Annotated in this window: 13 protein-coding genes and 2 pseudogenes; 13 read left to right on the top strand and 2 right to left on the bottom strand. The window is 64.9% G+C overall.

From position 1 onward, the window contains the following. The first annotated feature begins 69 nt into the window (after positions 1–69). The 3 genes and pseudogenes from GTW51_RS23620 to GTW51_RS19370 form a co-directional block, all read left to right on the top strand. Positions 70–894, top strand: coding sequence for a DUF4158 domain-containing protein (locus GTW51_RS23620; protein ID WP_203566190.1), 825 nt, complete (start codon positions 70–72; stop codon positions 892–894). Beyond that, a complete protein-coding gene (locus GTW51_RS19375) occupies positions 873–2864 on the top strand; it encodes a Tn3 family transposase (RefSeq protein ID WP_203566189.1) in 1992 nt (663 codons plus the stop codon). The genes GTW51_RS23620 and GTW51_RS19375 overlap by 22 nt, the downstream gene beginning before the upstream one ends. A 33-nt stretch (positions 2865–2897) precedes the next feature. Beyond that, positions 2898–3164 (top strand): annotated as a pseudogene (locus GTW51_RS19370) (transposase domain-containing protein); the annotation flags it as partial. 3 nt (positions 3165–3167) lie between these two features. On the opposite strand, the gene GTW51_RS19365 reads toward GTW51_RS19370, so the two are convergent. Continuing rightward, positions 3168–3605 (bottom strand): hypothetical protein, encoded by a 438-nt coding sequence (locus GTW51_RS19365; protein WP_163045703.1) that lies wholly within the window; start codon positions 3603–3605, stop codon positions 3168–3170. A 425-nt stretch (positions 3606–4030) separates the two neighbouring features. Here GTW51_RS19365 and GTW51_RS19360 point away from each other — a divergent pair, with 425 nt between their 5' ends. The 9 genes and pseudogenes from GTW51_RS19360 (at position 4031) to istB (ending at position 12088) form a co-directional block, all read left to right on the top strand. Beyond that, complete coding sequence (locus tag GTW51_RS19360; protein ID WP_163045702.1) at positions 4031–6211, top strand: heavy metal translocating P-type ATPase; 2181 nt, start codon at positions 4031–4033, stop codon at positions 6209–6211. Then, entirely contained in the window at positions 6208–6810 is a 603-nt protein-coding gene (locus tag GTW51_RS19355) for a methyltransferase family protein (protein ID WP_163045701.1), read from the top strand. The genes GTW51_RS19360 and GTW51_RS19355 overlap by 4 nt, the downstream gene beginning before the upstream one ends. 21 nt (positions 6811–6831) lie before the next feature. Next, positions 6832–7275 carry a DUF411 domain-containing protein gene (locus GTW51_RS19350; protein ID WP_203566188.1) on the top strand — a complete coding sequence of 148 codons (444 nt, stop codon included), beginning with the start codon at positions 6832–6834 and terminating at the stop codon, positions 7273–7275. Between the two features lie 5 nt (positions 7276–7280). Continuing rightward, a complete protein-coding gene (locus tag GTW51_RS19345; RefSeq protein ID WP_163045700.1) occupies positions 7281–7769 on the top strand; it encodes a copper chaperone PCu(A)C domain-containing protein in 489 nt (162 codons plus the stop codon). Continuing rightward, positions 7766–8383: an SCO family protein gene (locus GTW51_RS19340; protein ID WP_343034065.1), complete on the top strand. Its 618-nt coding sequence runs from the start codon at positions 7766–7768 to the stop codon at positions 8381–8383. The genes GTW51_RS19345 and GTW51_RS19340 overlap by 4 nt, the downstream gene beginning before the upstream one ends. 290 nt (positions 8384–8673) lie before the next feature. Further along, the gene (locus GTW51_RS19335; RefSeq protein WP_163045731.1) at positions 8674–9108 is read left to right on the top strand and encodes a MerR family transcriptional regulator; all 435 of its coding nucleotides are present in this window, start codon (positions 8674–8676) and stop codon (positions 9106–9108) included. Positions 9109–9425: 317 nt separating this feature from the next. Then, on the top strand, positions 9426–10457 hold the full coding sequence (locus GTW51_RS19330; RefSeq protein ID WP_163045699.1) for an IS110 family RNA-guided transposase: 1032 nt from the start codon (positions 9426–9428) through the stop codon (positions 10455–10457). Positions 10458–10721: 264 nt separating this feature from the next. Then, positions 10722–11332, top strand: a pseudogene (locus GTW51_RS24060) (Mu transposase domain-containing protein); the annotation flags it as partial. Positions 11333–11341: 9 nt separating this feature from the next. Then, positions 11342–12088: an IS21-like element helper ATPase IstB gene (istB, locus tag GTW51_RS19325; RefSeq protein WP_163045698.1), complete on the top strand. Its 747-nt coding sequence runs from the start codon at positions 11342–11344 to the stop codon at positions 12086–12088. A 62-nt stretch (positions 12089–12150) separates the two neighbouring features. Here the strand turns inward: istB and GTW51_RS19320 are convergent, their stop codons facing one another. After that, positions 12151–13614 carry a DUF4158 domain-containing protein gene (locus tag GTW51_RS19320; RefSeq protein WP_163045697.1) on the bottom strand — a complete coding sequence of 488 codons (1464 nt, stop codon included), beginning with the start codon at positions 13612–13614 and terminating at the stop codon, positions 12151–12153. Positions 13615–13854: 240 nt separating this feature from the next. Here GTW51_RS19320 and GTW51_RS19315 point away from each other — a divergent pair, with 240 nt between their 5' ends. Then, complete coding sequence (locus GTW51_RS19315) at positions 13855–15738, top strand: glycoside hydrolase family 94 protein (protein WP_163045696.1); 1884 nt, start codon at positions 13855–13857, stop codon at positions 15736–15738. Positions 15739–15906: the final 168 nt, after the last annotated feature.

Genomic DNA, 15906 nt, shown 5'->3' with positions numbered 1-15906 from the left:
CGAGACGCTGCCGTGGGATCCAGGGCCCGCACGAGCGCTGGGCCCGGCCACCGATGCATAGCATTTAGCGTGGCTTTCGGAGGAATCGACCTGTCGTCTGCTCATTTCATGCAACGTCATGGCCCTGACCAGCTTGGCACCGATCCTGCTATCTTTGAACTCTATGCGCGGCGTGAGGAGACGCGACGGGAACACGCGCGCGAGATCGTCGCCGAGCTTGGGCTGTGTCCTGTGCGGGCAGGCGATTACCGCCTTTTCATTGCGGCCGCTGCGCACACGGCAGCAGCCACGGAGAAAGGCGGCCCGATCGTTCAGGCCATTATCGAGAAACTCAAGGACGAGGGAACCCTCGTTCCCGGTGCCGAGCTTCTTGAGCGCCTTGCCCTTGCAGGTCGGGCAGCCGCACGCAGGCACGCTTATCGAGACCTGATCCAGGGACTGGGCAAGGTGTCCCTCGATGCGCTCGATCAGCTGATCGTCGGTCGCGCCGGCGACCGCACGCTGCTCGGCTGGATCGCAGAAGCGCCGGAAGGGGCGAAGCTGAAGAACCTCAAGGCTGCGATCGTGCGGCTGGAGGTGTTGCGCGGCGCCGGCATCCTCGACGAACGGCGCAAGTCCATCCATGCCAACCGCTATGGCATCATCGCGAAGGAAGCACGGATCCTCCATGCCCGCGAGATGCTGCGCCTTTCGACCGAACGCCGGCACGCCACGCTGACCGCGTTCGTGATCGAGCGCCAGGCCGCGATCACCGATCTTGCGCTCGACATGTTCAGCAAGCTCATCGGCAGCGCCCGGCGCAAGGCCGAGATTAGCCGTAAGGAGCGACTGCTGAAGGAGCCCCGATCCTCGCCGGCGTCGCGGTCAGTCACATGCAGCTCGGGCAAGCGCTGATGAAGGCGCGCGAGACCGGCGCCGATCTGTCGGCCGCGGTCGCCGGCACCATCGGCTGGGATGGGCTTGCGGCCAGCGTGACGGTCGCGGCCGGGATGGTCGGTCCTGGCCGAAGCGACGAACTCGATGAAATCGTCGATCGGCGGAAGTCGTTACGCAAGCTCGCCAAACTCGTCTTCGAGGCGTTCCGCTTCCAGTCTTTCCGGTCCGACGACCCCATCCTCGCTTCGGTCGAACTGCTGCGCGCCCTCCACCGGGGACATCCGCTGCCGCAGCAGCTGCCGCTTTCCTTCCTCACCCGCAAATGGCGGCGCCGTGTCCGCGAGCGCAACGGCGACGTCGATGCCCACGCCTGGGAGGTGGCGGTTCTCGTCCACCTGCGTGACCGGCTGCGGGCCGGTGATGTCTGGGTCGAGGGCAGCCGCGCCTGGCGGAGCTTCGAGGACTATCTCCTGCCGCGTTCCACCTTCGCCGTGATGCGCGCCGAGCAGCGCCTTGGCCTGGCCGTGCCGGACAGCTTCGCCGCCTGGCGCACCGAGCGTGTCGCCACTCTCGATGCGAAACTGCAGGCGCTCGCCCAAGCGGCTGCCGCCAACAGGATTCCCGATGCCAGCATTACGGACAAGGGCCTGTCGGTGTCGCCGATCCGCGAGGAGGAACGGGACCGGGTCACCGCGCTCAGCCGGCGCCTCTACACCCTCGTTCCGCGCGTGCGGATCACGAGCCTGCTCGCCGAGGTCCACAGCTGGACCGGCTTCCTCGACAGCTTCACCCATTATCGGACCGGTGCCGGCGCGGGCGACGAGGCCGCGCTGATGGCCGCGATCCTTGCTGACGCCACCAATGCCGGCGCCGAGCGCATGGCCGAGAGTTCGCGCGGCGTCACCATCCACCGGATGATGTTGATGGTCGATCGGCATCTTCGGCCCGAAACCTACGCCGCCGCGACCGCCGTGCTGGTCGATGCCCAGCAAGCCCATCCCTTCGCTGCGATCTGGGGCGATGGTCACGTCTCCTCCTCGGACGGCCAGTTCTTTCCCGCCGGCGGACGTGGCGAGGCCAGCCTCGATTATAATGCCAAATATGGCACCCGGCCTGGCGCCTCGCTCTACGGCTTCCTCTCCAACCGCTTTGCCTCCTTCTTCTCGCGCCTGATCCAGGCGTCGGAAACTGAGGCGCCCTATGTCCTTGACGGGCTCCTCCACAACGAAAGCTCGGTCGAGATCCACGAGCATGCGACCGATACCGCTGGTGCGACCGAGACGGTCTTCGCCATGTTCCAGCTGTTCGGTTACCTGCTCATCCCGCGCATCCGAAATCTCGGCAGCCGCAGGCTGTTCGTGATCGATCCCAGCGCAGACTATGCTCCGCTCGGTCCGCTGATCGGAGGCAGCGTCAATATGATGGCCATCGAACAGCATTGGGACGAGGTGCTGCGCCTGGCCGCCTCGGTCGGTTCCGGCCTTGTGCCGCCATCCGTGATCCTCAAAAAGATCGCCGCCTCGCCTCGTCAAAACGGGCTGTCCCAGGCGTTGCGCGAAATCGGGCGGATCGAGCGCTCGATCTTCATCTGTGACTGGCTGCTTGACCCGAAGCTGCGACGCCGCTCGCATGCCATCCTCAACAAGGGAGAAAGTCGCCATGCACTCGCGCGCGCCATCTTCCTCCACCAGCTCGGCGAGCTGCGAAACCGCATGGCCGAGACGATGACCTATCGCGCTTCCGGCCTCAACCTCGTCGTCAACGCGATCATCCTGTGGAACACTGTCTATCTCAGCCGCGCCGTCGGCTTCGTGCGGGGCCAGAATGTCGCCATACCCGGCGATCTCCTCGCCCAGGTCGCGCCGCTGCCCTGGAGCCATATCGCGCTCACGGGCGACTACCTCTGGAACGAGATTGACCGACCCCTCGAACGCTTCCGCCCGATCCGCGCCAACCGCTTCAATCCCAGGAACTTCCTCTTCCCTTAGCGGGTATCATTGCAGAGATTCCCACGGAGCCCCTCCAACACGGTCGAGCGGACGATGCGCCCGATCGCCCTTGGAAGAAAAAATCATCTTTTTGCCGGCAGTGAGGGCGGAGCGCAGACGTGGGCAATCCTCGCTTCGTTGATCAACACGGCCAAATTGAACGAGATCGATCCTTATCTCTGGCTCGTCGATGTCGTGGAGCGGATCGTCTCCGGACGGACACCGATCAATCGGATCGATGAGCTTCTCGCCTGGAACTGGAAGCCGGCGGTGACCGTCGATCTCCAGACGGCGGCCTGATCGTCAGCGGGCGCCGATCGGCGTCGGCACCGTCTCGGCGTCCGTCGTGTCCGAATGCACCGCTTCGCGGATCAGCCGATCCGTCGTCTCCTCGAAGTGCATCCAAAGGTCCGTGTGCATATCGGAGAACTGGCGCCAGACCACTGCATCGAAGAACCCCCGCGACGCCCGCACCATGATCGTCGTCCGACGCTGACGCCGATAGCGGTAGGGCCGGATCCCATAGCGCCGGCACAAAGCGACGAACAACCGCACGGCCCAAGGGTCCGGCATCGAGAATTGCATCTCGACCGGCGGGTCCTGCCGGCCGATCTCTGCGAGCTTCGCCTTCAGCCGCAGGACAGCAGCCCCCGCAGCGTCCCGTTCACCCGCCGTCCCGGCGCCGAAATACAGAGCCTCGACCTTCTCGATCTTCTCGCGAAGCTGCTCCTGGATGACCATGGTCCGCCGCCCCCTCAAGCGAGGGCATCATTCCAGACACGGCCCCGTCAACATAGACGCTGGCCTACTCCACAGACTTCAAGGTGGAGCGCTCGCGGCGCTTACGGTCAACCGATCTGCCGCCTTATCTCGCGCATGACGCGATCCTGGTAACGTCCGCGCCGTTCGAGGCGGCGTGGGCAAGGCGGCTGCTGACGCATCCGTCCAGTTCATTGCACCTATTGCACCACTCGGCGGCTCCGGTCCTTGCCACGTTCGGGACCGAGGGCAAGAAGCCGAACTGCTCTTGATGCGGAAAGTCAGATATTGATGCCGCTCGCCAGCGAGCCTCGCCCATCGCCCAACGCGGTCGAATAATTTCCTGCTTGCTCCTCTAGCTACTAGAGGACGTAAGCTTGCGTCGAAGACGACGCAAGGAGAGCGCCATGAGCGCGACAAAGGGCGAGAGCCGCTACCGTGTAACCGGCATGGATTGCGCGGCCTGCGCCAACAAGGTCGACACTGCGATCCGACGAATTCCGGGAGTCGAGGACGTAGCCGTTTCCGTGTCAGCCGGAACGGTAAGGGTCCGTTACGCCGATGGCTTCGAAGGGTCTGCGGTGGTCAGGCAGGTCCGGAACCTTGGCTATGGTGCCGAGCCCGCGACCGAACGCAGTTCGGGATCTGCCAACCACGCGTCCGGCGAGCATGGCCTCGCACTGGCGGATGCCAGTAATTCCCATGGCGGTCCAAGTGAAGCTGAACTGGCGTGGTGGCGGACGCGGAAGGCTCAGCTGACGGCCGCCTGCGGGGTCGCGCTCCTTGCGGCCTACGTACTCGGCAACCTCGTTCCATCGCTGGAGCGTCCCGCCTTTCTGGCCGCACTCGCGGTAGGTCTCGTACCCGTCGCCTGGCGAGCGATCACCGCCGCCCGCTTCGGCACGCCGTTCTCGATCGAGACGCTGATGAGCATCGCCGCCATCGGCGCCGTCTTCATCGGTGCCGAGGAGGAGGCCGCGACCGTCGTCCTCCTGTTTCTCGTCGGCGAGATGCTCGAGGGCGTCGCGGCGGGTCGTGCCCGAGCCAGCATCGAGGGCCTCTCCGCCCTCGTGCCGAAGACGGCTTTCCTCGAGAGGGACGGCCAGACGACGGAGGTTCCGGCCGACAGCCTTGCCGTGGGGTCGACCATCCTCGTCCGTCCTGGGGATCGTATCCCGGCGGATGGCACCGTGGTGGAAGGATCCGGCGAGGTCGACGAGGCTCCGGTTACCGGTGAGAGCGTCCCGAAGCGCAAGGCCGTCGGCGATCCCGTCTTCGCCGGCACGGTCAACGGCGGATCCGTCCTGCGCGTGAAGGTCACGGCGGCCGCATCCGACAACACGATCGCGCGCATCGTCCGGCTTGTGGAGGAGGCCCAGGAGTCGAAGTCGCCGACCGAGCGTTTCATCGACCGCTTCTCGAAGGTCTACACCCCCGCCGTGCTTGTCGTCGGCGCCCTCGTCGCCGTCGTCCCGCCGCTCGCCTTCGGTGGCGACTGGGGCGAGTGGATCTACAAGGGCCTCGCCATCCTGCTGATCGGCTGCCCGTGCGCGCTGGTAATCTCGACGCCCGCCGCCATCGCCGCGGGCCTCTCCGCCGGTGCCGGTCGCGGTCTGCTGATGAAGGGTGGGGCGGTACTGGAAAGCCTCGGCACGATCACCGCCATCGCTTTCGACAAGACGGGGACGCTGACCGCGGGTAGGCCGGTCGTCACCGACATCGTCCCCGGAAGCCGCTCGTCCCATCAAGTGCTGTCCCTGGCCTCGGCCCTCGAGAGGGGCTCGAGCCACCCGCTGGCTATGGCGATCCTCGACCGAGCAAAGACCGACAAGGTGCCCACCCCACCGACGTTCGACGCGAACGCCGTTCCCGGGGAGGGCGTCGAGGGCAGCGTCGGCGGAGAGCGGGTGTTCCTCGGATCGCCGCAGGCCGCTTCCTGGCGCACGGCGCTCACCGCCGATCAGGAGAACGCGATCGCGGCGCTGAACGCCGAGGGCAAGACGGTGTCCGTCGTGGTGGTCGCCGGGTCGATCGCGGGTTACCTCGCCATGCGCGACGAAGCCCGGCCCGACGCGATGGCGGGGCTTGAGAGCCTGAAGGTGTCCGGCATCCGGACCATTATGCTGACCGGCGACAACAGGCGCACGGCCGAAGCCGTTGCGGCGGGTCTTGGGATCGAGGCGCGCGCGGAACTCCTGCCGCAGGACAAGCAACGCATCGTCCGTGAACTCCAGGCGGAGGGCTTCAAGGTCGCCAAGATCGGCGACGGCATCAACGACGCGCCGGCACTGGCGGCTGCCGACATCGGCATCGCCATGGGCGGCGGCACCGACGTCGCGCTGGAGACGGCGGACGCCGCCGTGCTGCACGGGCGGGTGAAGGACATCCCGGACATGATCGCGCTCTCGAAGAGCGTCATGGGTAACATCCGGACGAACATCGCCATCGCGCTGGGGCTGAAAGCCGTGTTCCTCGTCACCACCATCATGGGGATCACCGGCCTCTGGCCCGCGATCCTTGCCGACACGGGCGCGACCGTCCTCGTGACCGCCAACGCCATGCGGCTGCTCGGTTGGAGGCCGTCATGAGCGAAGCTACCGACCTTCTGCTTCGCCATGGACCGCTGATCGTGCTCGCCGTCACCGCGGCGTGGCTCGCCATCGCCACCCGCCGGACATCGTCCCTGATCGGCGGGCGGGCCTATGGCTTCGGCGCAAGCCTGCGGCAACGGCTCGCACGGCTGCTCTTCGCCGGCTCCATCGTCGGCGCCGCGGTAGCCCTCGGAGCGCATGCGGCCGGGTACGCAACGGCGCTCTTCTCACCCGTTGCGGGCGAAGCTGCGGTCATCCGCCTCGTCGGGCTGGCGCTGGCCGTTGCCGGGCAGGGGCTGACGCTGTTCGCTCAAGGCGCCATGGGACGGCGCTGGCGTGTGGGCCTGCCGGAGACGGCGCCAGATGCATTGGTCTCGACGGGTTTATTTGGCCTGTCCCGCAACCCGGTGTTTCTGGGAATGCTCGCGATGGGAGTTGGATCGGCGGTGGCGGTTACATCCCCCGCCATGATCGCCTGCGCGGTCAGCTTCTGGATCGCTTGCGAGATCCAGATCCGGGACGAGGAGCGCTTCCTCCAGCGCTCGTTCGGCCCCGACTATCTCGACTACCGAAGCGTCGTGCGACGCTGGATCTGACAACAACGAAAGGATGAACCGATGATGTCCAAGCGGACGACATTCCTCGCCGGCGCGCTTGCCCTCCTGTCCACTTCGGTCCTCGCGGCCGAGAACGTCGAGATGTTCTCGACGTCGGGGTGCGGGTGTTGCATCGGCTGGATGAAGCACCTCGAGGATACCGGGTTCGAGGTTACGAACGAAAACCTCGCGATGGCGGATCTTTACGCCAGGAAGATGGAGGCCGGGCTAAAGCCGGGCCAGACTTCGTGCCACACGGGTTACGTTGGCGGCTACGTCGTCGAGGGGCATGTCCCCGCCGCAGAGATCAAACGACTTCTCGTCGAGAGGCGCGACGCGATCGGCATTACCGTTCCGAACATGCCCGCCGGCAGCCCAGGGATGGGTGAGAGCGACGAACCCTACCAGGTGCTGCTCGTCATGAAGGACGGCTCGACCGAGACCTTCGCGAGCTACCCCAAGTGACGGCGGTGCTCCGAACCGCAATCCTCGCTGCCTGCCTCGTCCTCCCGGCACTCGTGTCGGCTCACCAGTTCACGGCGGGGTCGATCACTATCGATCATCCGACATCGCGCCCGACACCGAAAGCGGCGAAGACGGGGGTTGGCTACCTCTCGATTTTCAACGCCGGAACCCAAGCCGACCGCCTCGTCGGAGGATCCGCGGAGGCGTCGGAGCGCTTAGAGCTGCACGTCACCGAGATCGTCGACGGCGTCGCGCGTATGCGTCCAGTCGAGGGCGGTGTCGTGATCGAGCCGGGGGCAACGATCGACCTCGCTTCAGGGGGCATCCACATCATGCTCGGCGGCCTTAAGGGGCCGCTCGTCGCAGGGGAATCCTTCCAGGGCGAACTCGTGTTCGAGAAGGCCGGCGCGATTTCCATCGAATTCAACGTGGAGCGGCCCGGCGTCGTCGCCCCAACCACGCACGAGGGCCATCCTATGGGCGAGAGCCAGTGAACCTCGCTTTGATCCGGTTGATGCTCTGGAGCCTGCTCGCCGGAGTTACCGTACTGCTTGCTTTTGCGCTCACGGGCCTCGTGGATCTCCGCTCGGGCATCGGGCCCGTTAAGTATGTGACCACGGGTGTCTCGACGATCGGCGCCGAGTTCGCGCTCGTCGACCAGGATGGCGCGGCGCGGACGTGGTCGTCCTTCCGGGGCAAGCCCGTCGCCGTATTTTTCGGTTTCACGAACTGCCCCGACATCTGCCCGACGACGCTCGCCGAACTATCCCTGCTCCTCGAGGGCATGGGTCCGGAAAGCGACAACCTCACCGTCGTCCTCGTCAGCGGCGATCCAAAGCGCGACACGCCCGCTGTGCTGAAGGAATACCTCACGTCCTTCGATCCCCGCATCACGGCCCTGACCGGTGAGGAGGGGCAGATCGACGCCGCCTTTTCCGCCTTCAAGGCCTACCGGAAGGTCGTGCCGCTGGAGCGTGACGAATACACGGTGGACCACTCGGCGGGCGTCTACCTTTACGACCGGGAGGGGGCCTTCGTCGGCACGCTCGACATGCACGAGCCGCAGGAAGTGCGGATGGAAAAGCTCGAGCGCCTAGTCTCCGTATAACATCAGCTCCCAGGAACCCCACCCGCTGCTTCACAGAAGAAATGACGCATGGTCGGAACGGTCGACTTCGTCCTCCGATGCACCCTCGCCGTCGTCTATGCGGCGCTGGGGCGCTGTTCGGCGCCGTGATGACCTTCGTCGCGACAGTTCCGGCGGATTTGAGGCGAGAGATCGTCCCCGAAGCGCGACACGCCGGTTCTGCCTATGCTCGACACGGGCCGTCGCGGACGCTTGACCAGCCTCGCCGTTGCCCGTACGTCCTCCAGTCGCTGGAGCAGCGGGTGAGAATCATGACCGAGCGTGGATATTCCATTGGGGAGGCTTCTGAGCGCAGCGGCGTGAAGGTTACGACCATACGATTCTATGAGAACATCGGACTGATCTCGGCCCCGGAACGCACCGGCGGCAATCGCCGGCTGTACGGCGCCGCGGAGGTGGACCGAATAACCTTCATCCGGCACGCCCGCGAGCTTGGTTTCGAGATCGAGGACATACGAGGCCTACTTGCCATGGCAGAGAAGCCCAACGCTTCATGCCAGGAGGCCGACAGGATCGCCCGTCACCACCTCAAGGGTGTCAACCACCGCCTGAGGCAGCTTGAGCTGATGCGCAAGGAGCTTCACCGGATGATCGAGGAGTGCGAGCACGGGCGCGTCTGTGACTGCCGCGTCATCCAGACCCTCGCCGACCATGGCCAGTGCCAGCACCACCGCCCAGAGAGCTGAGAACGCCGGGAAGGCGGGAATAGGGGGCCGTCGTTGCAAGACACCTGGCTGGTGCAGGGGGACATCGTCCCGGGCGTCACCAGACGCCGACCTGCTCCGACTGCCGAAAATCGCACCCGGCCGAAGAGCCAATTCCTCATCCGAAGGGCGGCTTGAACGCAGGCTTCCCGAACCGGATGCAAACCAGCAATTTCGCCCTAGATGCCGTAATGGGCCGGCCTTCGCGAGCATAGCCAAGTTGGGTGGCTGTCCCTCAGAATGATGGTGTTGAAACGGAGTCCGAGTGATCGGCTCCACGCATCACGAGAGGAACAGCCATGGAATATTATGCGGGAATTGATGTCTCTCTGGAAGAGAGCAGCATATGCGTTGTGGACGCGACCGGAACGATCGTGCGCGAGGTCAAGATCGCCAGCGAGTCAGAGGCGCTGGTCCGCTATTTCGACGAACTGGCATTGTCTGTCAGCCGCATTGGGCTTGAGGCCGGACCGTTATCGCAGTGGCTGCATGCCGGGCTTGCTGCCGCCGGACGCGACGTGGTTTTGCTGGAGACGCGGGACGTGAAGGCTGCGCTCTCGGCGATGACGGTGAAGACCGACCGGAAAGATGCACGCGGGATCGCCCAGCTTCTGCGGATGGGATGGTACCGCCCGGTTCATGCCAAATCGATGACTTGCAAGGATAGCCGAGCCCTTCTTGTTGGACGCAAGCTTCTGCAAGGCAAGCTCCTCGACGTCGAGCTGAGCATCCGCGGAATCCTGCGCGGCTACGGGCTGAAGGTCGGCGAAGTGAGCCGTGGAAGGTTTGAGGCGCGTATCCGGGAACTGACGGCAGGCCACGTCACTCTGGAGACGGTGATTGGCGCGATGCTGGCGGCGCGGGCGGCGTTGTGGAGCGCCTTCACCAAACTGCATCGCGAGATGCTGAAGATCGCGCGCGTCGATAAGGTTTGCCGGATATTGATGAGCACGCCCGGCGTCGGCGCCCTGGTCGCCCTGACCTATCGCTCGGCGGTGGATGACCCGACGCGGTTTGGAAAATCCAGCGCGGTCGGAGCCTACTTCGGGCTCACGCCCAAAAAATATCAATCCGGCGAGACCGATCGGGACGGCGGTGTCAGCAAGGTCGGCGACGCCATGGTGCGAACTGCGCTCTTTGAAGCTGCGCACGTCATGCTGACGCGTGCGACCCGCTTCTCGAGCCTTAAACACTGGGCTCTCGACGTCGCCAAGCGCCGGGGCATGAAGCGCGCCAAGGTGGCCCTTGCCCGCAAGTTGGGCGTCGTGCTCCATCGCATGTGGATGGACGCGGCCGAGTTCCGCTGGAGCAAGACCGCTACGGCTGCATAGGAGGTAAAGCAGGTTCGGAGCGAGCCGACACGGCATCGCTTCTACAAAGGTCCCGTCGCTGGGACGAGGGCTTGGCAAGGTCGTGTGTAGTGCTGTGAATGCTTCGGCAAACCACGCTTCCTAGATTGACCTGCCGGCTCTGGATCTGATGGCATAGTGTGGCGGCCTTCGCGCTGACCACGGACAGAAGCATGATCCTGGCGACGAGATGCATTCAGAGGGGCTTGACGAACGAGGGCCCATTACAGAAGCATTACAGTTGGGGAGGAACTCGACCGGCCGAAGCTGAAGCCGCTGCCGGTGGAGCCGTATTTCTTTGCCGAATGGCGCCTCCGGCGCGTTGGCATCGATTACCATGTCGAGGTCGAGAAGCACTTCTACAGCGTTCCCTTCCGCTTCGCCCGCCAGGAGGTCGAGGCACGGATCACAGCCCGCACGGTCGAGGTCTTTGCCAGGGGCGAGCGGATCGCCGCCCACATTCGCTCGAGCGGCAACGGCGGACACACCACCCTTCGCGATCACATGCCCTCCAGCCATCGCCGCCATGGCGACTGGACCATTGATCGGATTCGAAAGGAGGCTTGCCTCGTCGGCGTGGCGACCGGCGTCCTTTGCGAACTCATCCTCGAGCGAAGATCCCATCCCGAACAGGGCTTTCGCACCTGCATCGGCATCCTGCGACTGGCCAAACCCGCCGCGCCCTGCGGCTCGAAGCGGCCGCCGAGCGAGCGATCGAGATCGGAACGCTGTCCTACGGCTCGGTCCGCTCGATCCTCGACAAGCGTCTCGACCAAACTGGGAAGAGACAAGAGCCCGGATCGGATGCCGCACCGATCCTTCACCCCAACATCCGCGGCCCCCGCTATTACCAATAGGAGACCATCATGCTGTCGCACCCCACCCTCGAGCAGCTCCATCAGCTCGGCCTTGCCGGCATGGCCGAGGCTTTCGCCGAGATCGAGGCCTCCAGCCAGGTCGGCAGGCTGACCCATCCCGAATGGCTCGGTCTCCTGATCGATCGGGAGGTCACCCATCGCCGCGACAAGCGTCTCGCCGCCCGACTTCGATACGCCAAGCTCCGCCATCAGGCCGTCGCCGAGGATGTCGATTACCAGGCACCGCGAGGTCTCGACCGCACCCTCTTCCAGAAGCTCTGCGGCGGCGCCTTCATCGCCGCCCACGACAATCTGTTCCTCACCGGGCCGACCAGGGTCGGAAAGAGTTGGCTGGCGTCCGCCATTGGCCACAGCGCCTGCCGCGACAATCGCTCCGTCCTCTATCAGCGTGTGTCCAAGCTCTTCGCCGACCTCGCCACGGCACGCGGCGACGGTCGCTACGCCCGGATCATGCGTACCATCTCGGGGGCGCAACTCCTGATCCTCGATGACTGGAGTCTCGAGCTTCTCGACGATGCCGGGCGCCATGATCTGCTGGAGATTCTCGAAGACCGATACGGACGCAAATCGACCGTCGTCACCAGCCAGATCCCTGTTGAGCGCTGGCACGAGGTCATCGGTAATCCGACCTACGACGACGCCATACTCGATCGCCTCGTCCATAACGCCCATCGCATCGAGCTCTCCGGTGACAGCATGCGGCGAACGCGCCTCAAACCCGCTTTGAGAGATTGACCGAGCAAGCTCTGGGTGACAGGAAAATCAGAGGCCAGCAGCGCTCGAAAGGGCGGGCGACATCATCCCGGAATCCCGGGCGACTTGATCTCGGAATGGCCGGGCGACTTCGTCGGAATACGCAGATTGCGGTAGCGGTCGGCGCCGACGATCCATATCTCCTTGGCACGGATGCTCTCCCGCAACGGGCTGAGGACACAAAGCTCGTAGCTGATGCGATTGACCCGGCCGTCCTTGTCGATGACGGCGCCGCGCCATTTGGCTGGAACGACCTTGTCGATCGGCACGTCCTGCCAGGAAACAAAACGGCGGCCGTCATCGACCATCGTCCTCATCCAGTTCACGGCGTCAACGACAGGTCGCCAGGCCGCGTTGTTGGAGCGAAACTCCAGGACCGAAAGCAGCCTCGGCACCATGCGGCGGTACTGGCTGGCATAGGAACCGCGCATCACCTTGTAGATGCGCCGGTCGAGCGCCCCTTGCGCGCGATACTCGTTGACGATCGCCGCCAGCTTCGTCTCACCCGCAACGGGAAAGATTACGTCGCAGACCCGTCCAGACGGATTATCGATGGCCGCGCCGGCGATATCGACCAGCAGACACTCCTTGCCGTAAACTTTCTCGATGTCGCGGGCGATGCCGGCGATCACCTTGCGCCTGGAACGCGTCGTGATCCGATGAACCGTCTCGATCAGAAGGTCGATCATGGCGTCAATGATCTTCGACTGACGCGACATCAGGGAGACTGCGTAAAGCCCCAGTTGCCGCGTCCGCGGATGACGGCGCATCTCCGAGGCCTTCTCGCCCCCAACCCGTCGCTCGATCTGTTCGATCCATGCTGTTCCGGGCACCGACAAAAGGTCACCCGGCAGGTCGAGCGTTCGAATGAAGGCCAGGCGATCTGTCACGGCGATGATGTTGTCGAGCGAGGCCTGACCCGCATCGCTCTTGATCGAATGAAACCCCGTCTCGTTGTCGGGATCGGCGAGCGAAGCTTCCATCGACGCCTGGGCTTCGGGATGAAGGCGATCGGTGACACAGCCGAGATAGGCATCGAGAAACCGCTGACGTTCCGATCGCGCAAGCCGCTCCAATTCCTTGCGCGACGAAGCGAAGATTTTGCCGTCCCGACACCAGAGAAACACCCGCTCCATCATCGCGCCGACCGTCATGCCGGACGGACAAAGCTCGGTCGATATCCAGGCGGCAAGCGCTTCGCGGTCCGCCGGCTTGATGCGGCGAAAGCCGAGATAGCGAAGGATCTCGGAGCGATGACGCCGGCCTGAACGTCCTGCGAAATCGTAACCGGCAAGATCGCCGCCGCCGAGCTGTTCAACGACATACCCGATCGCATCGCCCGGCACACTGTTGGCCGCATCGGCGAAAAACCCATGCGCGGCGAAGAACTTCAACTGGACGGCGAAGCCAGCTCTCGCAACGAGGGGCTTGGTGTTCACGAAACCGATGTCGGAAAAGGAAAGGCTCCACACGCCAGCCAGGTCCTCAGCTAAAATCCTGCCATCCATCCGCCCGCTCCTCAAAAGCGGAAATCTCAATGGCCACTCGTCAGCGAGTCAATCTCACCGGCCATGTTCACTCATCGTTCCTCAAGTTGGCCGAAATCGCAGCTTCGGGCCGATTGGGCCTGATCGTCGGCAGCATCGACACGGTGTTCCATACCTATCGTATCACCCACGATCCTGGGTCAGTCGCGCGGGGCGTCGGCGCCATTCGTCACGACCGGGATCGACCCCGCGACCGGTGCCATGCTGGCCCGCAATCCCTGGAACACTTCCTTTGTCGGCCGGGTCGCGTTCGCCGACATCGGCGGCCGACAGACCGGTTGGAGCGGCGACCGCTGCGCGTTCCTGGGCCGCAACGGGTCGCTCGCGGACCCTGCGGCCCTGCGAGGGCGGGCGGCGCTCTCGGGCCGGGTCGGCGCTGGCCTCGACCCGTGCTCCGCGCTGCAGGGCATGGTCGAGCTGCCGGCGGGCGGCTCGGTCGAAATCCTGATCCTCCTCGGCGAAGCCGGCTCGGTCGAGGACGTCGGGGCGTTGATCGCGCGCTATCGCGCAACCGACCTGGACGCCGTCCTCGCCACGGTCGAGGAGCATTGGGCGGACATCCTCGGCGCCGTCCAGGTCAAGACGCCCGACCGAGCGATGGACATCATGCTGAACGGCTGGCTGCTCTACCAGACGCTCGCCTGCCGCATCTGGGCCCGCTCGGCCTTCTACCAGGCGAGCGGGGCCTATGGCTTCCGCGATCAGCTTCAGGACGGAATGGCGCTGACCTTCGCGCGGCCGGAGATGACGCGCAGTCACCTTCTCCGCGCTGCCGCTCGACAGTTTGTCGAGGGCGACGTCCAGCATTGGTGGCTGCCCTCGTCCGGTCAGGGCGTGAGGACACGCATCTCCGACGACCGCGTCTGGCTTGCCTATGGCGTGGCGACCTATATCGAGGTCGCCGGCGACGAGGCGATCCTCGACGAGGTCGTGCCCTTCCTGGACGGCCCACCGCTCGCCGAGGGGAAGCACGACGATTTCTTCTTGCCGAGAACCGCGGACGAGTCCGCTTCGCTGTTCGAGCATTGCGCCCGCGGCCTCGACCAGTGCCTCACGCTGACAGGAGCGGACGGCTTGCCGCTGATCGGGACCGGCGACTGGAACGACGGCATGAACCGCGTCGGCGAAGGCGGACAGGGCCAGAGCGTCTGGCTGGGGTGGCTGCTGCTCAAGACCATCGATCTGTTCGCGCCGTTGGCGCAAACGCGCGATCCGAACCGTGCCCGGATCTGGCGGGCGCATGCAGTGACCGTGAAGGCTGCGCTCGAGGAGAGCGGCTGGGACGGAGAGTGGTATCGGCGCGGGACGTTCGACGACGGTACGCCGCTCGGATCGGCCATGAGCGAGGAATGCCGGATCGACTCGATCGCCCAGTCCTGGGCGGTGCTTTCGGGTGCTGCGGACCCGGCACGCGCCGCCACGGCGATGGCCTCCGTAGACGCCCATCTCGTCAGGCCGGAGGATGGCTTGGCGCTGCTCTTCACGCCGCCGTTCGACAAGACGCCGCTCGACCCCGGCTATATCAAAGGATATCCGCCGGGCCTGCGGGAGAACGGTGGCCAGTATAGCCATGCCGCGATGTGGGCCGTGATGGCGTTCGCCGCGCTCGGGGAGGGGGCGCAAGCAGGCGCGTTGTTCGCTCTGCTCAATCCGATCAATCATGCCCGCACTCCGGCCGAGACGGCGCGGTACAAGGTCGAGCCGTACGTGGTAGCCGCAGACGTCTATTCGGTCGAACCTCTGGTCGGGCGCGGGGGCTGGACCTGGTACACCGGATCGGCGGGCTGGATGTACCGCGCCGGGATCGAAAGCATCCTGGGCCTGCGGCAGCGCGGCAGGTTCCTGACGATCAACCCGTGCATCCCCGCCGGGTGGCCACGCTTCGACGTAAAGCTCAGGCAGGGCGGGACGCAGTACGACATTTCCTTCGAGAACCCGTCAGGCGTTTGCGTGGGCTTTGCTCGGGTCGAGCTTGATGGCGCGGAGATCCCTGCTGGACCCAATCCGTTGCAGCTTCCTCTGGACGGTGGCACGCATGCGATGCGGATCACCCTCGGAGCGGCAGTTTCGATGGTGAATGCGTGAGCTTCAGGCAGCTGCGCCGAAGAGCCAGCCGATCAACGCCGTGTTGATTTCCACTGAGAGCTGACCCAGGCAGCAGCGGTTTTTCCATCGAGAACTGACCCATGTTTGAACTCGTTCCCACGCCATCGGTGCGGGGGACATCGGAGTGATCGACATGGAGTTATTGAG

This window comes from Aurantimonas aggregata (assembly GCF_010500835.1).
In the GTDB taxonomy this organism is placed as follows: domain Bacteria; phylum Pseudomonadota; class Alphaproteobacteria; order Rhizobiales; family Rhizobiaceae; genus Aurantimonas; species Aurantimonas aggregata.
The sequence above is the reverse complement of the archived record's forward strand: the minus strand, read 5'-3'. Positions and strand labels throughout refer to the sequence as shown.